This window comes from Sphingorhabdus sp. EL138 (genome assembly GCF_945862485.1).
GTDB lineage: Bacteria > Pseudomonadota > Alphaproteobacteria > Sphingomonadales > Sphingomonadaceae > Sphingorhabdus_B.
The window spans coordinates 1-16,099 of the sequence record NZ_CAMAYF010000021.1; the positions used below are offsets into that span (position 1 = coordinate 1).

16 protein-coding genes are annotated in these 16,099 nt (G+C 54.0%); 10 read left to right on the forward strand and 6 right to left on the reverse strand.

Going from position 1 to position 16,099, the window contains the following annotated elements; genetic code table 11:
* The coding region (locus Q0O33_RS08460) for an acyl-CoA dehydrogenase family protein (protein ID WP_295498271.1) at nt 1-1,104 on the forward strand (1,104 nt) is incomplete at its 5' end.
* A gap of 103 nt (nt 1,105-1,207) precedes the next feature.
* Nucleotides 1,208-1,642 carry an acyl-CoA thioesterase gene (locus tag Q0O33_RS08465; RefSeq protein WP_295498272.1) on the forward strand — a complete coding sequence of 145 codons (435 nt, stop codon included), beginning with the start codon at nt 1,208-1,210 and terminating at the stop codon, nt 1,640-1,642.
* Here the strand turns inward: Q0O33_RS08465 and Q0O33_RS08470 are convergent.
* A complete protein-coding gene (locus Q0O33_RS08470; RefSeq protein ID WP_295498274.1) occupies nt 1,639-2,436 on the reverse strand; it encodes a crotonase/enoyl-CoA hydratase family protein in 798 nt (265 codons plus the stop codon). The genes Q0O33_RS08465 and Q0O33_RS08470 overlap by 4 nt on opposite strands.
* A complete protein-coding gene (locus Q0O33_RS08475; protein ID WP_295498277.1) occupies nt 2,433-3,053 on the reverse strand; it encodes a 2-hydroxychromene-2-carboxylate isomerase in 621 nt (206 codons plus the stop codon). Before Q0O33_RS08475 ends, Q0O33_RS08470 begins: the two co-directional genes overlap by 4 nt.
* Nucleotides 3,054-3,287: 234 nt before the next feature.
* On the opposite strand from Q0O33_RS08475, the gene Q0O33_RS08480 reads away from it, so the two are divergent.
* The 3 genes from Q0O33_RS08480 to Q0O33_RS08490 are packed head-to-tail and all read left to right on the forward strand — an operon-like array spanning nt 3,288 to nt 6,512.
* On the forward strand, nt 3,288-4,877 hold the full coding sequence (locus tag Q0O33_RS08480) for a M23 family metallopeptidase (protein WP_295498279.1): 1,590 nt from the start codon (nt 3,288-3,290) through the stop codon (nt 4,875-4,877).
* A 39-nt stretch (nt 4,878-4,916) separates the two neighbouring features.
* Nucleotides 4,917-5,918: a porphobilinogen synthase gene (gene hemB / locus Q0O33_RS08485; protein WP_295498282.1), complete on the forward strand. Its 1,002-nt coding sequence runs from the start codon at nt 4,917-4,919 to the stop codon at nt 5,916-5,918.
* 36 nt (nt 5,919-5,954) lie between these two features.
* On the forward strand, nt 5,955-6,512 hold the full coding sequence (locus Q0O33_RS08490) for a gamma carbonic anhydrase family protein (protein ID WP_295498284.1): 558 nt from the start codon (nt 5,955-5,957) through the stop codon (nt 6,510-6,512).
* On the opposite strand, the gene Q0O33_RS08495 is transcribed toward Q0O33_RS08490, so the two are convergent.
* Nucleotides 6,509-8,611 carry a TonB-dependent siderophore receptor gene (locus Q0O33_RS08495; protein ID WP_295498286.1) on the reverse strand — a complete coding sequence of 701 codons (2,103 nt, stop codon included), beginning with the start codon at nt 8,609-8,611 and terminating at the stop codon, nt 6,509-6,511. The genes Q0O33_RS08490 and Q0O33_RS08495 overlap by 4 nt on opposite strands.
* 161 nt (nt 8,612-8,772) lie before the next feature.
* Here Q0O33_RS08495 and arsC point away from each other — a divergent pair, with 161 nt between their 5' ends.
* Nucleotides 8,773-9,120, forward strand: a complete 348-nt coding sequence (gene arsC, locus Q0O33_RS08500) for an arsenate reductase (glutaredoxin) (RefSeq protein ID WP_295498352.1) — start codon at nt 8,773-8,775, stop codon at nt 9,118-9,120.
* 27 nt (nt 9,121-9,147) lie between these two features.
* Here arsC and Q0O33_RS08505 read toward each other — a convergent pair whose 3' ends face one another.
* Nucleotides 9,148-10,875: a fatty acyl-AMP ligase gene (locus tag Q0O33_RS08505; RefSeq protein WP_295498289.1), complete on the reverse strand. Its 1,728-nt coding sequence runs from the start codon at nt 10,873-10,875 to the stop codon at nt 9,148-9,150.
* Nucleotides 10,876-10,985: 110 nt separating this feature from the next.
* Here Q0O33_RS08505 and Q0O33_RS08510 point away from each other — a divergent pair, with 110 nt between their 5' ends.
* Nucleotides 10,986-11,519: a RecX family transcriptional regulator gene (locus Q0O33_RS08510; RefSeq protein ID WP_295498292.1), complete on the forward strand. Its 534-nt coding sequence runs from the start codon at nt 10,986-10,988 to the stop codon at nt 11,517-11,519.
* A 2-nt stretch (nt 11,520-11,521) separates the two neighbouring features.
* Here Q0O33_RS08510 and Q0O33_RS08515 read toward each other — a convergent pair whose 3' ends face one another.
* Complete coding sequence (locus Q0O33_RS08515) at nt 11,522-13,615, reverse strand: bifunctional (p)ppGpp synthetase/guanosine-3',5'-bis(diphosphate) 3'-pyrophosphohydrolase (protein WP_295498295.1); 2,094 nt, start codon at nt 13,613-13,615, stop codon at nt 11,522-11,524.
* Nucleotides 13,616-13,831: 216 nt separating this feature from the next.
* Nucleotides 13,832-14,188, reverse strand: coding sequence for a hypothetical protein (locus Q0O33_RS08520; RefSeq protein ID WP_295498298.1), 357 nt, complete (start codon nt 14,186-14,188; stop codon nt 13,832-13,834).
* 194 nt (nt 14,189-14,382) lie between these two features.
* On the opposite strand from Q0O33_RS08520, the gene Q0O33_RS08525 reads away from it, so the two are divergent.
* From Q0O33_RS08525 to Q0O33_RS08535, 3 genes are all read left to right on the forward strand, one after another.
* A complete protein-coding gene (locus Q0O33_RS08525) occupies nt 14,383-14,898 on the forward strand; it encodes a helix-turn-helix domain-containing protein (RefSeq protein ID WP_295498301.1) in 516 nt (171 codons plus the stop codon).
* Nucleotides 14,899-15,110: 212 nt separating this feature from the next.
* Nucleotides 15,111-15,638: a CarD family transcriptional regulator gene (locus Q0O33_RS08530; protein ID WP_295498304.1), complete on the forward strand. Its 528-nt coding sequence runs from the start codon at nt 15,111-15,113 to the stop codon at nt 15,636-15,638.
* A 92-nt stretch (nt 15,639-15,730) separates the two neighbouring features.
* Nucleotides 15,731-16,099: a DUF393 domain-containing protein gene (locus Q0O33_RS08535; RefSeq protein ID WP_366048496.1), complete on the forward strand. Its 369-nt coding sequence runs from the start codon at nt 15,731-15,733 to the stop codon at nt 16,097-16,099.

Genomic DNA, 16,099 nt, shown 5'->3' on the forward strand with positions numbered 1-16,099 from the left:
TTTCGCCAGTCAGTGCGTCAGTTCCTTTTGAAGGAAGTCGCGCCTTACGCGAAGCAGTGGCAGGAAAATGGTATCGTTCCCAAATCCATCTGGCCCAAAGCTGGCGAAATCGGGATGTTGTGCCCAACTGCGCCCGTCGAATATGGCGGTCTGGGCCTCGATTTTGGCTACAACGCAATTGTCGACGAAGAATCGGCTTATTATGGTGGCGCGGCGACTGGCTTCTCATTGCAATCTGACATCGTCGTAAACTACATCACCAGCTATGGCAGCGAAGAACAGAAGAAGCATTGGCTGCCCAAGATGATCGCTGGAGAAGTCATCACCGCCATCGCCATGACTGAGCCTGGCACCGGAAGTGACCTGCAAAGTATGAAGACCACTGCCAAGAAGGATGGCAATCATTATGTCATCAATGGCAGCAAAACCTACATTACCAATGGCCAAAACGCCGACCTGATTCTGGTCTGCGTCAAAACCGACACTGAAATTCAGCCAGCCTATAAGGGTATGTCCATTGTCTTGGTCGAAGCGGAACGTGAAGGTTTCAAGCGCGGCCGTAACCTCGACAAAATCGGCATGGATGAAGCCGACACCTCGGAATTGTTCTTTGAGGATGTCCGCGTCCCCATGACCAACTGCTTGGGCGAAGAGGGTAAGGGCTTCATCTATCTGATGAGCGAACTGCCGCAGGAGCGTCTGTCGATTGCCGTTTCGTCGATGGCGAGCACGCAAAAGGCGTTTGATGAAACCGTCGCCTTTTGCCGTGACCGGATCGTCTTCGGCAAGCCATTGCTTGATTTCCAGAACACCCGTTTTGTTTTGGCCGATATCAAGTCCAAATTGCAGGTGGGCTGGGCGCATCTCGATTGGGCATTGAACCGCCATTATAAAAAAGAGCTCACTGCCGAGGAAGGCGCTGCTGCCAAATTATGGCACACCGACTTGCAATGGGACGTGGTCGATGCATGTCTGCAATTGCATGGCGGCGCCGGATATATGAACGAATATCCCATCGCCCGCATGTGGCGCGCCGCCCGCGTAACGCGGATTTTCGGCGGCACAAACGAGATCATGAAAGAACTGATCGGTCGCGGTCTTTAAACACCAAGAACATCGTCATGCTGAACTTGTTTCAGCATGACGCACAGCAGTTCGTCACCCTGAAGCAAGTTCAGGGTGACGAATTTTATTGAGGTTCCAATCTATGCCCAAGCCTGAAGCATGGCAGCTTGACCCAGCCAACTATCCGTTCAGCCACCGCACAGAAACACGGTTTGCAGATATGGATTTGCTTGGCCACATCAACAATGTCGCGATGGCGGGATTGTTTGAGCATGGTCGCGGCATGTTTAATCACGCAATTGAGGTCCAACGGCGAGCGCCGGGGCAACGCTGGCTGATTGTCAGTGTCGCGATTGAGTATATCGCCGAAGCGCATTTCCCCGCGCATGTCGACGTAGCGTGCGGAATTCTGCGCGTGGGCGGCAGCAGTTGGCAGATCGCGTCCGCAGCCTTTCAAGGCGGCGAGTGCAAAGCGACTTGTATTACGACTATCGTGCTGACCGACGAAAAAGGGCCAGCGCCTTTACCGAAGGACCTGAGAGAGGAATTTGAACGGTTGCACGTTAAGTCGGCTTAATCGGCAAACACCCCTGTCCGCTTCTGCATTCCGGCCATTACCGCTTCAATCTGGTTGGGCTTGCGGATAACGCGGGCCTGGCGGACGCTTTCGGCCATCAATATCGCGTCTTCGTCCATATCGGCATATTCATTGAACAGTGCCTTTGCCTCGCGCATCGCCTCTGGGTTGCGGTCCGCAATCTCGCGGGCAATCACCATGGCACGGCGGTGGGGGTTTTCATCCACGAATGTCGCAAAGCCTAACGTCAGTGCCTCAGCCCCCGAAAATTCACGATTGGTGTATGTGAGCTCGCGAAGCATATCTTCACGCACCATCACCCGCCACAAAGCATAGCCGCCCATGTCGGGGATAAGGCCCCATTTCATTTCCATCACGGCCAGCCTTGCATCGGGCGCGATCACGCGGATGTCTGCGCCGCTCGCAATTTGCAGACCGCCGCCGAAGCAAACTCCATGCACCGCTGCGATCACTGGCATCGGCAATTTGCGCCACAGCATGGCGACCTGTTGGAAGGTGTTGGCGTTGCCATGCGTCCTGTCGGTCAGGCTGCCCATCCCGCTACTCGCGCTTGCGCCACCGCTTGCCATGCTGGCCATGTCAAGGCCTGCGCAGAAGCTGCGCCCTTCGCCCGACAACACCACCGCGCGCACGCCCTTCGTACTGGCTAGCTCTTCACCTGCGGCTATAATCCCTTGAAACATCGCTGGATCAAGCGCATTCATCTTGTCCGCACGTGTTAAGCGGACATCGGCGACATGATTTTCGATGGAAATAGATACGCGGTCGTTCATGGTTCGCTCCTGTTCAATGCAAATTCTACCAGCGGCAATTGATCATTGCCAAAATACATCTTGTCGTTGTCCACAAATATGGTCGGCGATCCATAGCCACCCCGTGCTATAACTTCGTCGGTGTTCGCGCGCAGAAGGGATTTCACTGCATCGGTCTGTGAAGCGACACGCATCGCTGCTCCGTCCAGACCAGCTTTGTTCGCCACCGCGACCAACGCATCAGGGTCGTCAAGATTTTCCTGCGCACCAAAATAACTTTCAAAGGCCGCTTTTGTGAAGGTTTTTAACGCCACCTGATCGCTTGCGAGTGAACATGCCATGCGCATCGCGTTGATGCTTTTTGCCGGATGATAGATGCTCGGAAAATTCACTTCGACGCCCGCCAGCTTTGCCCAATCCCGCATAACCCGCCAACTATGCTTGAACTTGGGGTTATCGGCCGCTTCTCGTGCGGCATACACGGACGGATTGACGGCATTGAAAACGCCGCCGACCAATATAGGACGCAAGCACAAAGACGCGCCGGTGCGGGCAGTAAGGGTTTCAAGATTATGGAACGCAATATACGTCCATGGACTTGAAAGATCGTAGAAAAATTCAACCCGTTTGTCGCACATGTCCTGCTCTCCTTGACAGTATAAGTCATAGCATTGCGATATATATTATGAAGCTGATAAATTTCGATTTACGCGCTTTTGCCAGAAGTCCAACGCTTATCCGCGAATTTGCACCGTTGACCGCAGTTCGACAGAGGCAAGGCTTCTGTTAATTTGACTTTAACCATCGTACGCCACAGGAGTGCACAGAGATCGCCCGTGGGGATGGGAAGACGGTCGTGGATTATATGCCTTATGTTTGATGGTAGAGAGGCGCGCTTTGTTGCGCCAGGTTGGGTCCAGGAGGCAATGCTACCCGAGGCAGTGGGTATAGCAACGCGCCATAGTCGCGACACAAAAGTTTCTGACGCCAAGTGGTTTAGTCGCCTTGCAGAAATAGATTTCGTGCCAGACCTTGGTGAAGATATCGGGTCGGTTCGCTGGTTCCGTGGCCTTGGCACCTTAACCGCACTTAGCCTCGCTGCGCTTGCACTTCTGCCAGATTACGGACCAATTTACGGGTTTCAGCCTTCAATGCCCACCAAGGCAGAGTTTGAAGAGGCGCGCGCACAAATGATCATGCCCATCGGCTACGGCAGCGATAGCGGCAAGCGCATGGCCGCCACCGACGCCGTTGTCGCGCTCGCCGACAGCCCGGAACGGCCGCGCATCGAGCTCACGGCATCTTTGGGGCGCGGCGACAGCTTTACCCGCGTGCTCCAACGTTCGGGGGTTAGCGGCAGTGAGGCAAACGATGTCGTGAATATGGTGTCGAACGTAACCGCTTTGTCGGACATCGAACCTGGCACTCCCGTTGACATTGTCCTTGGGACACGACCGTCGAAAAATCAACCAAGACCGCTTGAATCGGTGGCCTTTCGCGCGCGCTTCGACCTCAATCTGGAAATCAATCGTGAAGGCGACAGTTTAAGGTTGAGCAAAATGCCCATATACGTGGACAATACGCCGCTGCGTATTCGCGGGACCGTGGGTAGTGCAGGCATTACCCTTTCGGCGCGGGCCGCTGGCGCACCGGCGCGGGCTATTCAGGATTATCTGAAAGTTATTTCAGGACGCACATCCATATCAAGCATTCGACCCACTGACCAATTTGACATTATCATTGATTACAAGCGGGCTGCAACCGGCGAAGTCAAAGTGGGCGACCTGTTATATGCTGGCTTGGACCGCGATGGAAAATCCAACATCCAGATGCTGAAATGGACGCTGAACGGCAGCACCCAATGGTTTGAGGCATCGGGCATCGGTGAATCGAAAGGCGCCCTTAGCCCCCCAGTGAATGGCCCCATGAACTCGGGTTTTGGACCCAGACGTCACCCGATTCTGGGTTATATGCGGATGCATGCTGGCCTCGATTTCAAGGCAGCTTATGGCCAGCCCATTTTTGCGGTGACCGACGGTGTCGTAACTTTTGCTGGACGCAATGGCGGCTATGGAAATTTTGTGCGGCTTAAACACAGTGGCGGTCTTGCAAGTGGCTATGGCCATATGAGCCGGATAGCAGCACGCCCCGGCAGTAGGGTCCGGCGGGGACAAATAATAGGCTATGTAGGCTCCACGGGTCTGTCGACAGGACCACATTTGCATTATGAGCTTTATCGCAACGGGCGCGCGATCAACCCAATGTCCGTTAAGTTCACGCAGCGTGCGCAGCTGTCCGGGCGTGACCTCACCCGCTTCAAGGGCACGCTTCAAAGTCTGAAGTCCGTTACGCCAGGCGCGGCGCTTACGCCATTGCAAACGGCGGCTAAAAAAGACGAAGCACCAAAACGGGAAATTGACCGCCTGACACTTCGCGACAGTCAGATACCAACCGGCGGATAAGGCGTTGAGGAAAAAATGCATCGCCGCTAAGTGTTTTGGATGAGCGATATATCTTCTTTCCCAAACAGCCGCCTGCGTCGCACCCGTGTGACGGACTGGAGCCGCGCGATGGTGCGCGAAAATATGCTGTCCCCTGCCGATCTCATTTGGCCCTTGTTCGTAACCGAAGGCGAAGGCGTTGAGGAACCGATTGCAACGCTCCCGGGCGTCTCGCGCTGGTCCGTTGACCAAATTGTCCTGCGCGCAGCCGAAGCCATAGAATTGGGTATACCCTGTATAGCTTTATTCCCGAACACACAGGCCGATCGCCGTACCGACGATGGCGCAGAAGCCTTCAATCCCGATAACCTCATGTGCCGCGCCATTCGCGCTATCAAGCAAGCACACGGAGACAAAATCGGCGTTTTGACTGATGTCGCGCTCGACCCTTACACCACCCATGGGCAAGACGGGCTAATCGATAATGACGGCTATGTCGTCAATGATGAGACCGTTGCTGTGCTCGTCGACCAAGCGATCAACCAGGCGAATGCGGGCGCAGACATCATCGCGCCAAGCGATATGATGGATGGCCGCGTTGGTGCTATTCGCAAGGCACTAGAAATGAACGGGCACCATAATGTTCAGATCATGTCTTATGCCGCCAAATATGCGAGTGCCTTTTACGGGCCGTTCCGTGATGCGGTCGGCTCGCGCGGCCTGCTAAAAGGTAACAAGAAATGTTACCAAATGGACCCGGCCAACACCGACGAAGCCATGCGTGAAGTGGCCATGGACATTGCCGAAGGCGCAGACAGCGTCATGGTAAAGCCCGGCCTGCCCTATCTGGATATCGTCCGCCGGGTGCGTGAGCGCTTTGACGTGCCTGTATTCGCGTATCAGGTATCGGGCGAATATGCGATGATCGAGGCGGCCGCCGCTGTCGGCGCAGGTGACCGTGATGCGCTCGTGCTGGAAACGCTCATGGCGTTCAAACGGGCGGGATGTTCGGGAATATTGACCTATCATGCAGCGGTGGCGGCGCGTTTGCTTAGAGCTTAATCCGCTTACCCCTGCATATTCATCTATGGAAACCCAATGACACACATGCGCAACGACATCAGCATCATTACCTTGAACGGCAAGACGCCGATAATCCACGAAACCGCCTTTATCGCGCCGGGTTGCCGGATCATTGGGGATGTGACCATCGCCGCAGAAGCAAGCATCTGGTATAATTGCGTCATCCGCGCAGAGTTTAACCGCGTGGTTATTGGCGCACGCACGAATATTCAGGACGGCAGCATCATCCATTGTGACGGCCCGGTGCCCGGGGTTGAGGACGGGTTTCCAACCATCATTGGCGACGATGTGCTCGTTGGCCATAATGTCATGCTGCACGGCTGCGTCTTGCATGATCGCGCGTTTGTTGGCCTGTCCTCCGCCGTCATGAACGGCGCGGTGATTGAAAGCGATGCTATGCTCGCCGCCGGTGCAATGCTGACTCAAGGCAAACGGATAGAAACACGGCAATTATGGGCGGGTTCGCCTGCGCGCTTTGTGCGCGAGCTTGACGATTCTGCCGTCATGGGCATGCGGCTTGGCGTTGCGCATTATGTTCACAATGCCAAGGCGCATGCCGCCGCCGCTGGTTAAAACGTCGCCTTAATCGTGAAGCGTCCGTTGATTGGCGCGCCGGTCGAGATGTTATTATTGTTATGCGCGTCTGAAAAATAATTGGTGTCCAGTAGGTTTTCGATGTTGAACTGCAACTGTAACGTAACGCTTAGGTTATAAAAAAAGGCCGCATCGACACGCGTAAACGCAGGCAGTTTTGTGGTGTTGGCGGCGGTCCGGATCGCGGCAAACTGGCTGGATTGGTGAATGATACCAAGGCCGCCAGCAAATCTGTCATTCAAGTCGTAACGGTTCCATAGGCTCGCCTGATGCTTGGGAACCTGCCCCAAACGCACGCTGTCATTTCCAGCCAGCTGTGCATCTTGATAGCTGTAGCCGCCATGGACTTGCCATGATGATGTAATCTTGCCCGTGGCCGCCAACTCAACACCTTGTGTTCGTGTCATACCAATATTGATGCTGGCAACCGGATCACTTGGATCAGGCGTCGTCGCGTTGCTGCGTTCCAACTGAAACACAGCCAGCGTCAAGTTCAGATTGGGCTGCACATCCCATTTCGCGCCAAGCTCGTAATTGGTAAACTTTTCCGGCGCGAGATTTTCCTGCGTCACTGTCAGCGCTAAAAACTGGTCGCCGGAACGTGGCAGGAAAGACTGGCTGTAGCTACCATATAAAGAGATATTCTCCTGCGGCTTGAAAATAAGGCCCAGGCGCGGACTGACCTGTTCGTCCTTCCGGGCAAAAGGCCGGTCAACCGCTGGAAACAGGTCAGTGCCTCCAATGTCGAAATTGTCATAACGCAGACCAACCACCACATCGACATGGTCGCCAAGGCTGATCTGGTCCTGAACATAAGCAGAGAAAAATCTTACGTCGGATGCAGTATCGCGTGACAATGCGTTGAAACTGACCGTCGGGAATATGGGATTGGCAAGGCTCAACGTTGGCATAGAGAGCACACCATTAAAACGCCGGTTGACCGATTTTTGATCTCCATATTCGGTGCCGACTAGGATTTTATGCATCAGCGCACCCGTTTCCACATCCCAGACCAAATTGGCTTGCGCGATGAAGTTTTCACGTTGGGTCGGATCACTATAACCTGCCAAAACAACGGTACCATTCTGCGCCGTCGCAGCACCATTGGGATAGACGTTCAGATAAATTTTATCATAGTCACCATACAATATTGTGCCGCTAAAGCTGAGATTTGAAGTCAACGCACCATCAAGCCGCAGTTTGGCGATTTGCGCCTCCAACTTGGTATAATTGACGCCAGGAACGCCAAAAAATTGGTCACGGTAGCCAGCAATCGGGCGGTTGGGCTGACCGGCACCAGTAGCGATTGACGGGATGCCTCGGTCGGTTGTGCGGTCGTCATGCACATATTCATAGGACAGCCCAAGCTTCCACGCGTCATTCAGTTTGAACGCAACATAAGGGCTCCACGCATAACGCGCACCACCAACAAAATCGCGATGGTTGTTGAAGGTCTCGTAAACTGCGTTGATACGCACGGCGGCTGAACCGCTTAACGGCGCGTTGACATCCGCCGAAATATCATATGCGCCCATGCTGTTGATGCTCGCCTGGCCGGCATATACAAAATCATCGCTCAACGGTGATTTCTGCACGCGGTTGATGATACCGCCACCGCCGCCGCGTCCGAAGATCAGGGCATAAGGCCCTTTCAATATTTCGACCCGCTCGATGTTGTAAAGCCCGCGATAATATTGGACGTCGTCGCGCACACCATCCACGAAAAAGTCAGCGGTGGTGTTTTGCCCGCGCAAAGTAATCTGGTCGCGGTTGCCTTCGCCTTGGCCCACAGTCGTGCCGGGAACATAGCGCAATATGTCCGCAAGCGAGTGATGCGCCTGATCATCCAACTGGTCGCGTGTAACCACGTTGATCGTCTGGGGAATGTCCATTAGACGCGTATCGGTTTTGGTCGCGGTAACTGAATTGGTCGCAAGATAGCCATCGCTCAGGCCCGTCACAATGATAGTCCGGCTGTCATCATAAGCTTCGACATCAAACGCTTCTTCGGCGAAGGCGGGTTTCCCCAACGCTGAAACGGACAGCAAAGCGATAATGGACGCGGACAGGCGAGGCATAATGAACCTTTTTTATTTATTGCGAATGACTCGCAATTTTTTTGGTTCACTATTGAGAATCGTTATCATATGCAATTGAAAATTGTAAAAATCGTTGGATTGCTTTTGCATCTGGGCAATTGTTTGCACTATCAAGATTGGACTTAAGGAGGTTTTCAATGATGCAAGCAACCATTTGGCATAATCCGGAGTGCGGAACCTCGCGCAAGACACTAGCAATCCTCCAGGAAACCGAAGGCGTCGTGGTTTCAGTAATCGAGTATCGCAAGCAACCCTTTGCCCGCAAAAAGCTTGAACAATTATTCCAGGATGCTGGCCTGACGCCGCGAGAAGCATTGCGCACGCGCGGATCTCCCGCAGAAGAATTGGGCCTTACCGACGAAGCATCGTCAGAACGGATATTAGATGCGATGGTGGCGCATCCGATTTTGGTAGAACGCCCGTTTGTCGAAACGGATAAAGGCGTCAGGTTGTGTCGACCTCAGGAAAAGGTCACCGAAATCCTATAAGCCACTCGCGGACGTCGGCAGGGCGCCTTACGCCGCGATGGCATAAGGTTGAATTTCACCCGACAGGTACAGAATGCGCGCCTTGGCCCGGCTCATCTTGCCAGAGCTGGTCCGAGGCAAAGTGCGCGGCGGGACCAGTTCGACAACGCAGTTCATGCCGGTGACTGAACGAACCTTGTCGCGGATCTGCTCACGCAGCTTGGCCCGCTCTACCTCATCCGTGGTGCGACATTGCACCAGCACGGCAGGCGTTTCTTCGCCGCCCGGTGTTGTCACGGCAAAGGCTGCAATGTCCCCGGCCTTGAAGCCCGGCAATTGCTCCACAGCCCATTCAATGTCCTGCGGCCAATGGTTTTTGCCATTGATGATGATCATGTCCTTGGCACGGCCAACAATGTAGATATAGCCGTTCGACAGATAGCCCATATCGCCGGTGTCGAGCCATCCGTCGACCAAGCAAGCATCGGTAGATTCCTTGTCGCGGAAATATTCCTTCATCAAGGACGGGCCCGTGCACCACACTTTGCCAATTATTCGGTCCGCAACTGCTGTGTTGTTTTCGTCGCGAATCTCGATGGTCATGTCTTTTACGGCACGCCCACAATTGACGATGGCGCGATACCGAACCGGGCGGTCTGTCGCGCCGGGGTGTCCCGTAAGCTCGGTCTCTTCAACCAGCTCAACTTGAATACCCTCACCTGGCGGCATAATGGATACCGCAAGCGTGGTTTCGGCAAGGCCATAGCTTGGCAAGAACGCCGATGCCTTGAACCCGGCATCGCCAAAGGCGTCCACAAATGCCTGCATCACGTCAGGCCGGATCATGTCCGCACCATTGCCCGCAAGCCGCCATTTGGACAGGTCAAAGCGGTCGTTCACATGACTCTGGCTTGAAATCCGCCGCGCGCAAATGTCATAGCCGAATGTTGGCGAGTAACTGATAACCGTGCCATCGGCGGCGCTGATCACGTCCAGCCACGCCAGCGGGCGACGCGCAAAATCCTCCGTCTTCATGTAATCGGTCGACACCTGGTTCGCCACTGGCGACAGAAAACAACCGACGAGACCCATGTCATGATACCATGGCAACCACGAAACGCAGCGATCATTTTCGGTCACTTCCATACCATGCGAGTGCGCCGAAAGATTGTTTAACAATGCCTTATGCGTCACCGCAACGCCATGCGGGAAACGGGTCGATCCGCTAGAATATTGCAGATAGCAAATTTCGTCCGTGCCTGCCGCGGGCAGTTCGGCTTCCAATGCAATCCGGTCGTTGAAGCTTTCCCAATCCAAGCCTTCGACATGACAAGCCTGCGCTGCATCATTGGCCATGTCGGCTAGTTCAGCTGGGAAAAATAATATTTTGGGATCACAGCTTTTCAACTGCACCGACAGTTGATCAACATAGCTTTCCTTACCGCCAAACGATGTCGGTAACGGCAGCGGGACGGGCCATGCACCCGCATAGACACATCCGAAAAACAACGCCGCAAAATCGGGCCCAGTTTCTGCGACCAAGGCAACGCGGTCATCCTTAGTTATGCCGTGGCTGATCAACCGATACGCCATTTTCAAAGCGTCTTCGCGCATTTCGCTATAGGGATAAGGCCGTGCCAATTGGCCACGCATGTCATGGAAGTTCAATCCGCGCTGCCCCAAAGCCGCGTAATCAAGAGCTTCACCAAGCGTTGCAAAGTCGGAAAAGCGGCGCTGCAAGCTGTCCTGCGTTGGCGTGGAGGCGAGTGCGCTCATCATAATTCCCATAATGTGAGTGGGCAGCGGCCCGTTTCACTTTTGTTAGCTACTTACTTTAACAGCGGATAGCAGTTCAAATTTCGGCCCGACTGTGGCAAGAATAGGGCGTGAACCAACCCCGCCCTGTCAAAAAGCCCACTCCACCGTTGAATGCGGAAAGCCTGCGTCAATTAGCGCTGCATTATGTCGGCAAATATGCCACGACGCAGTCAAAATTGGCTGGCTATTTAACGCGCAAAATACGCGAACGGGGCTGGGACGATGAACGTTCTGCCGACATTGCAGGATTGACCGAGCAATTCACGTCCTTGGGCTATATCAACGACGCCCAATTTGCCGAGGCCCGAAGCCGGTCCTTTGTCCGCCGGGGCTTTGGCGGGCGAAGGCTGAGCGAGGATTTGCGGGCCAGCGGGATTGGTGACGCCGATGCCATCAATGCCAAAGTGCATATGGAAGATAGCATTTTTACCGCTGCCGAAAACTTCGCGAGACGAAAGCGCATTGGGCCCTTTGCACAGGAAGCGGCACCACCGGAAAAACGAAATAAGCAGCTGAACGCTTTCCTGCGCGCGGGGCATAGTTTTGAATTGGCGAAACGGTTTGTGTATGCCGAACCCGGTGACGACCTTAGCGACAATTAAATTTAGTCGTAGACGCGGTCTGCTGTCGCCACCGCCTCTGACGCGCGAAGCGCAGAGATGATGCGCATGAGGTGTTGAAGATCATGCACTTCCAAATCCACCTCAAATGTGTGGAATTCAACATCCCGCGCGGTCATCCGCAGGTGGATGATATTGGCCTTATGATAGCCAAATATTCCAGCAATTTCGCCCAATGTGCCAGGCCTGTTGTGAATGATAATGCGCAAGCGCGCCGACGCGCCGTCGCTGCCCTGGCCCCAGCTTAAGTCAACCCAGTCGGCGTCTGTTCCCGTCGCCAACCGGTCACATTCAATGGTATGTACCTCGACTGGCTGCCCCGTCAGTCGCAGCCCGACAATCCGGTCGCCGGGAATAGGGTGGCAGCATTCGCCAAGATGATACCCCACACCCGGGGTCAATCCACGGATCGAGATGGCGCTTTCCTGCCCCGGAAAATCGACATCGATGCCATCGGCGTCGAAACCGGGGACCAACGCCTCCATCAATGTGCGGTCGTTGATTTTACCCAAGCCAATGCGATGCATAAGCTCGTCCTCATCCTCCAGCTTCAACCGACCCAACGCCGCCGTAAGGGCCTTTTTGCCGATCTTGCCCGGCATACGCGCGGCGATTTCTTCATACAGCTTGCGTCCAATCACGACCAGCTCATCACGTTCCCGGTGTCGGACATGGCGACGGATCGCGGCGCGTGCCTTGCCCGTGGTCACGAAATTCATCCATGCTTGTTGGGGCTCTTGCGCCTTTGACTTCAGAATTTCGACCATGTCACCATTGCGCAACTGCGTGCGTAACGGCACATGACGGCCATTGACCTTGCCACCAACAGTTTTGTCTCCAAGGTCGGTATGCACAGCATAAGCGAAATCAACGACCGTTGATCCCTTCGGCAATTGGTGCAGAGCGCCTTTTGGCGTAAAGGCAAAAATGCGGTCCTGATACATCGCCATCCGCGTGTTTTCGAGAATGTCTTCGGCGTCTTGGCTTGTCTCGAGTATCTCAATCAGATCGCGCAGCCAGCCCGCTTGCCCATCGGGCTTGTCATCCTGTTTGTACGCCCAATGTGCCGCAAAGCCATGTTCCGAGTTGCGGTGCATCTCGGCGCTTCTGATCTGCACCTCTACCCGCATATTTTTAGCGAACATAATTGTCGTATGGATCGATTTATAGCCGTTGCGCTTGGGTGTGGAGATAAAGTCTTTGAAACGTCCGGGCACCATCTGCCAACGCCGATGCAGTGCGCCCAAAGCGCGATAACAATCCTCTGTAGTTTCCGTAATGACGCGAAAGGCATTGATATCTGTCAGTTGTTCAAACGCGACATGGCGTTCCTGCATCTTTTTCCAGATCGAATAGGGGTGCTTTTCTCGGCCCGAAATTTTGATTTTCAGGCCAGCCTGTTCCATTTCCCAAGCGATAGTCTGGTTAATCTGGTCAATCTCGACATCCGCCTTCTCGCGGATTTGCTTCAAGCGGCCCGTAATAGTCTGATAGGCGGCTGGTTCCAATTGTTCAAAGGCGAGCAACTGCATCTCGCGCATATATTCATACATGCCAATCCGCTCAGCCAGCGGGGCATAAATATCCATCGTTTCTCTGGCGATACGGCGTCGCTTTTCGGGGCTTTTGATGAAATGCAGCGTCCGCATATTGTGCAACCGGTCGGCCAATTTGACCAAAAGCACGCGGATATCATCGGAAATTGCGAGCAGGAATTTGCGCAGATTTTCTGCCGCCCGCTCATCCTCGGTCTGCGCTTCAATCTTTGACAGCTTGGTCACACCATCGACCAAGCGTGCGACCTCGGGACCAAAGCGCTTTTCAATATCTTCGATGGAGGTCAACGTGTCTTCCACGGTGTCGTGCAGCAACGCGGTAATGATCGTGTCTTCATCCATTTTGAGGTCAGTCATCAGCCCTGCAACCTCTACCGGGTGGCTGAAATAAGGATCACCCGATGCCCGCTTTTGCGTGCCATGCATTTGCACCGTGAAAACATAGGCCCGATTCAGCCGATCTTCATCGACATCAGGTGTGTAAGCCCGCACCCGCTCAACCAGTTCATATTGCCGCATCATCGATCCAACTTGGTTCTTTTACGTTGCGATGCAACAGGAAAATGTTTTTGGGCTAGGGTCAAGGCCAGTTGCACGGATACAAGCTTAGCCGCGCAACGATAAAAACTGCGCCGAGGGGCGATCCCTCCGGCGCAGTATGCATTCGGTTCCTGACGCTGCCCGAAAAAGCAGCGAGGGGGGAGGCAAGAGAGCGGAACAAAAAATTCCGGTGCCAGCTTAGTTCTTGGCGACGGCCTTTGCATTATCACCATTGCATGCCGCAATTTCTTCAGCCGTGAACACGCGCTCACCGGCGGTGAAGGCAGTAACTGCGCCGAATTCACGCGATATGCTAACGCACATATTCTTTGGCGCAGTAGACGCTATCGGCGCGCGGCAGCTTTTGCCTTCGCATTTTACATATACGCTGCGCAATAGCTCTGGCTTGGCAGTGGTAGGCTGCGCCAGCTCGGCTTTGTAATAGCTATTGTTGGTGGCGGCATGTGCCTGCGGCGCTGCGAACAAAAGGGTGGCGCTCAAAGCAGCGGCGGCGGCAAGCGCGCCCATACGGGCGGAGATTTGGGAGAGGGTCATCATATTTTCCTTTAGCTGTGCTAAATAATCAAAATGCCGACTGGAACTTTGGTCCCTCGCAAGCATTTTGCGCTTCTGGTAAATCAGTTGCGAATCACAACTTATTATTATAAGTTTCTATTTGCAACTTAAATTTGCAATTTGGGTTGATTATTTGAAATAAGAATCGCAATCTGCGACCGAGGGGATGTTTGATGGGTGAATTGCGGGAACCTTTACAACAGCTCGCTGAATGCGGCCTCCCCATGGCGCTTGAGGCAATGGGTGAACGCTGGTCATTCATGATATTGCGCGCAGCCTTTAATGGCGTTCGGCATTTTGAGGAATTTCTCTCTGAAATCAGCATTGCGCGCAACATACTGGCCAACCGCCTGACCCGATTGACCGAAAGCGGAATATTGCACCGCACGCCCTGCCCGGACGACCGGCGCAAGGTTGAATATCGTCTGACGGAAAAAGGTCTCGACCTGCTGCCGACCATGATCGCTTTGCGCCAATGGGGCGAAAAATGGGGAACAGGTGTTTTGTCTAATCCGGTGCTGGTAGATGATCGTGACCGCCAACCCATCCTGCCTGTGACAATCCGCAGCCATGACGAACGGGTTCTTGGCTACATGGATTTAAGCTGGATGAACGCGGCAGACATTACACCGATCAGCGCCGACATACATGACGTCGATGATCGCGTACGGAAGTTAAGCGCGATTTAATGTGCGCTACTGACATGATGTAAAGCGGTTATTGAATTTTTGTTGCGAATCTGTTACACTCGTTTGCGATAGGTCAATATTGGTCGACGACTGCGCATCCAATTCAGGTAGCGGCAGTTTCATTACGTAAGGGACGAACGTAAAAAGTCTGATGGGCGACGCTCCGTTGCCTGAACAAGCTACTTCTCCCGAATAATCAGAAAGGTCGTAATATGACGTCCACCGCGGCGATATTTGATGTAGGCGATTATGTGGTATATCCCAAGCACGGGGTTGGCCGCGTAATTGAACTTCAGGATTCCGAAATCGCAGGGATGCAGCTTCAGCTTTATGTTCTGCGTTTTGAGAAGGAAAAAATGACGCTGCGCGTGCCTTTTAACAAGGCCGAGGGCGTTGGTATGCGGAAGCTTTCAAGCGACAAGACGCTGAAAGAAGCGATGCACACCCTGACTGGCAAGCCCAAGGTGAAACGCACCATGTGGTCACGTCGGGCGCAAGAATATGAAGCGAAGATCAACTCAGGCGACCTGGTATCGATCGCCGAAGTGACGCGCGATCTGTTCCGTCCCGATGACCAGCCAGAGCAAAGCTATTCCGAGCGGCAGATTTTTGAAGCCGCATCCAGCCGTCTGGCGCGTGAACTTGCCGCCATGGAAAAGACCGATGAAAAAGCGGCGCTCCAGAAAATCCTCGTCATCTTGAATGAAGCGGCCCCGCAATATTACGAAAAAGCGGAGTAAAATCTCCTGATCTCAAAATCTGAAGGGCGCTGGAAACGGCGCCCTTTTTTTATTGTGCTACGCTACCGCCTAATGCCTAGCCTGACAGGCACATGCCAGAGATGATAAACGGCTATATGGCTAAAGTAATTGTCTGGTATGACGGGGCATGCCCCATGTGCATGCGCGAGATTGCTTTGATGCGCCGACTCGATGTGCGTCGCTCTATCGACTTTCTGGATATAGCGCCTGCGGATGCGGTGTGTCCGCTTGACCGTCAATTGATGTTGGCGCGCTTCCATGCCAGCGAAGACGGCGTCATCCTATCGGGCGCCGCCGCCTTCGCCGCCATGTGGCGGGCCATTCCATTTTTGAAACCCCTTGGCTTCATCGCCCGCAACCGGCTTGTTCTCGGGCTACTCGAAAGGCTCTACACCCGCTTCCTCATCATCCGGCCGCGCCTGCAAAAGTTACTGGACTAA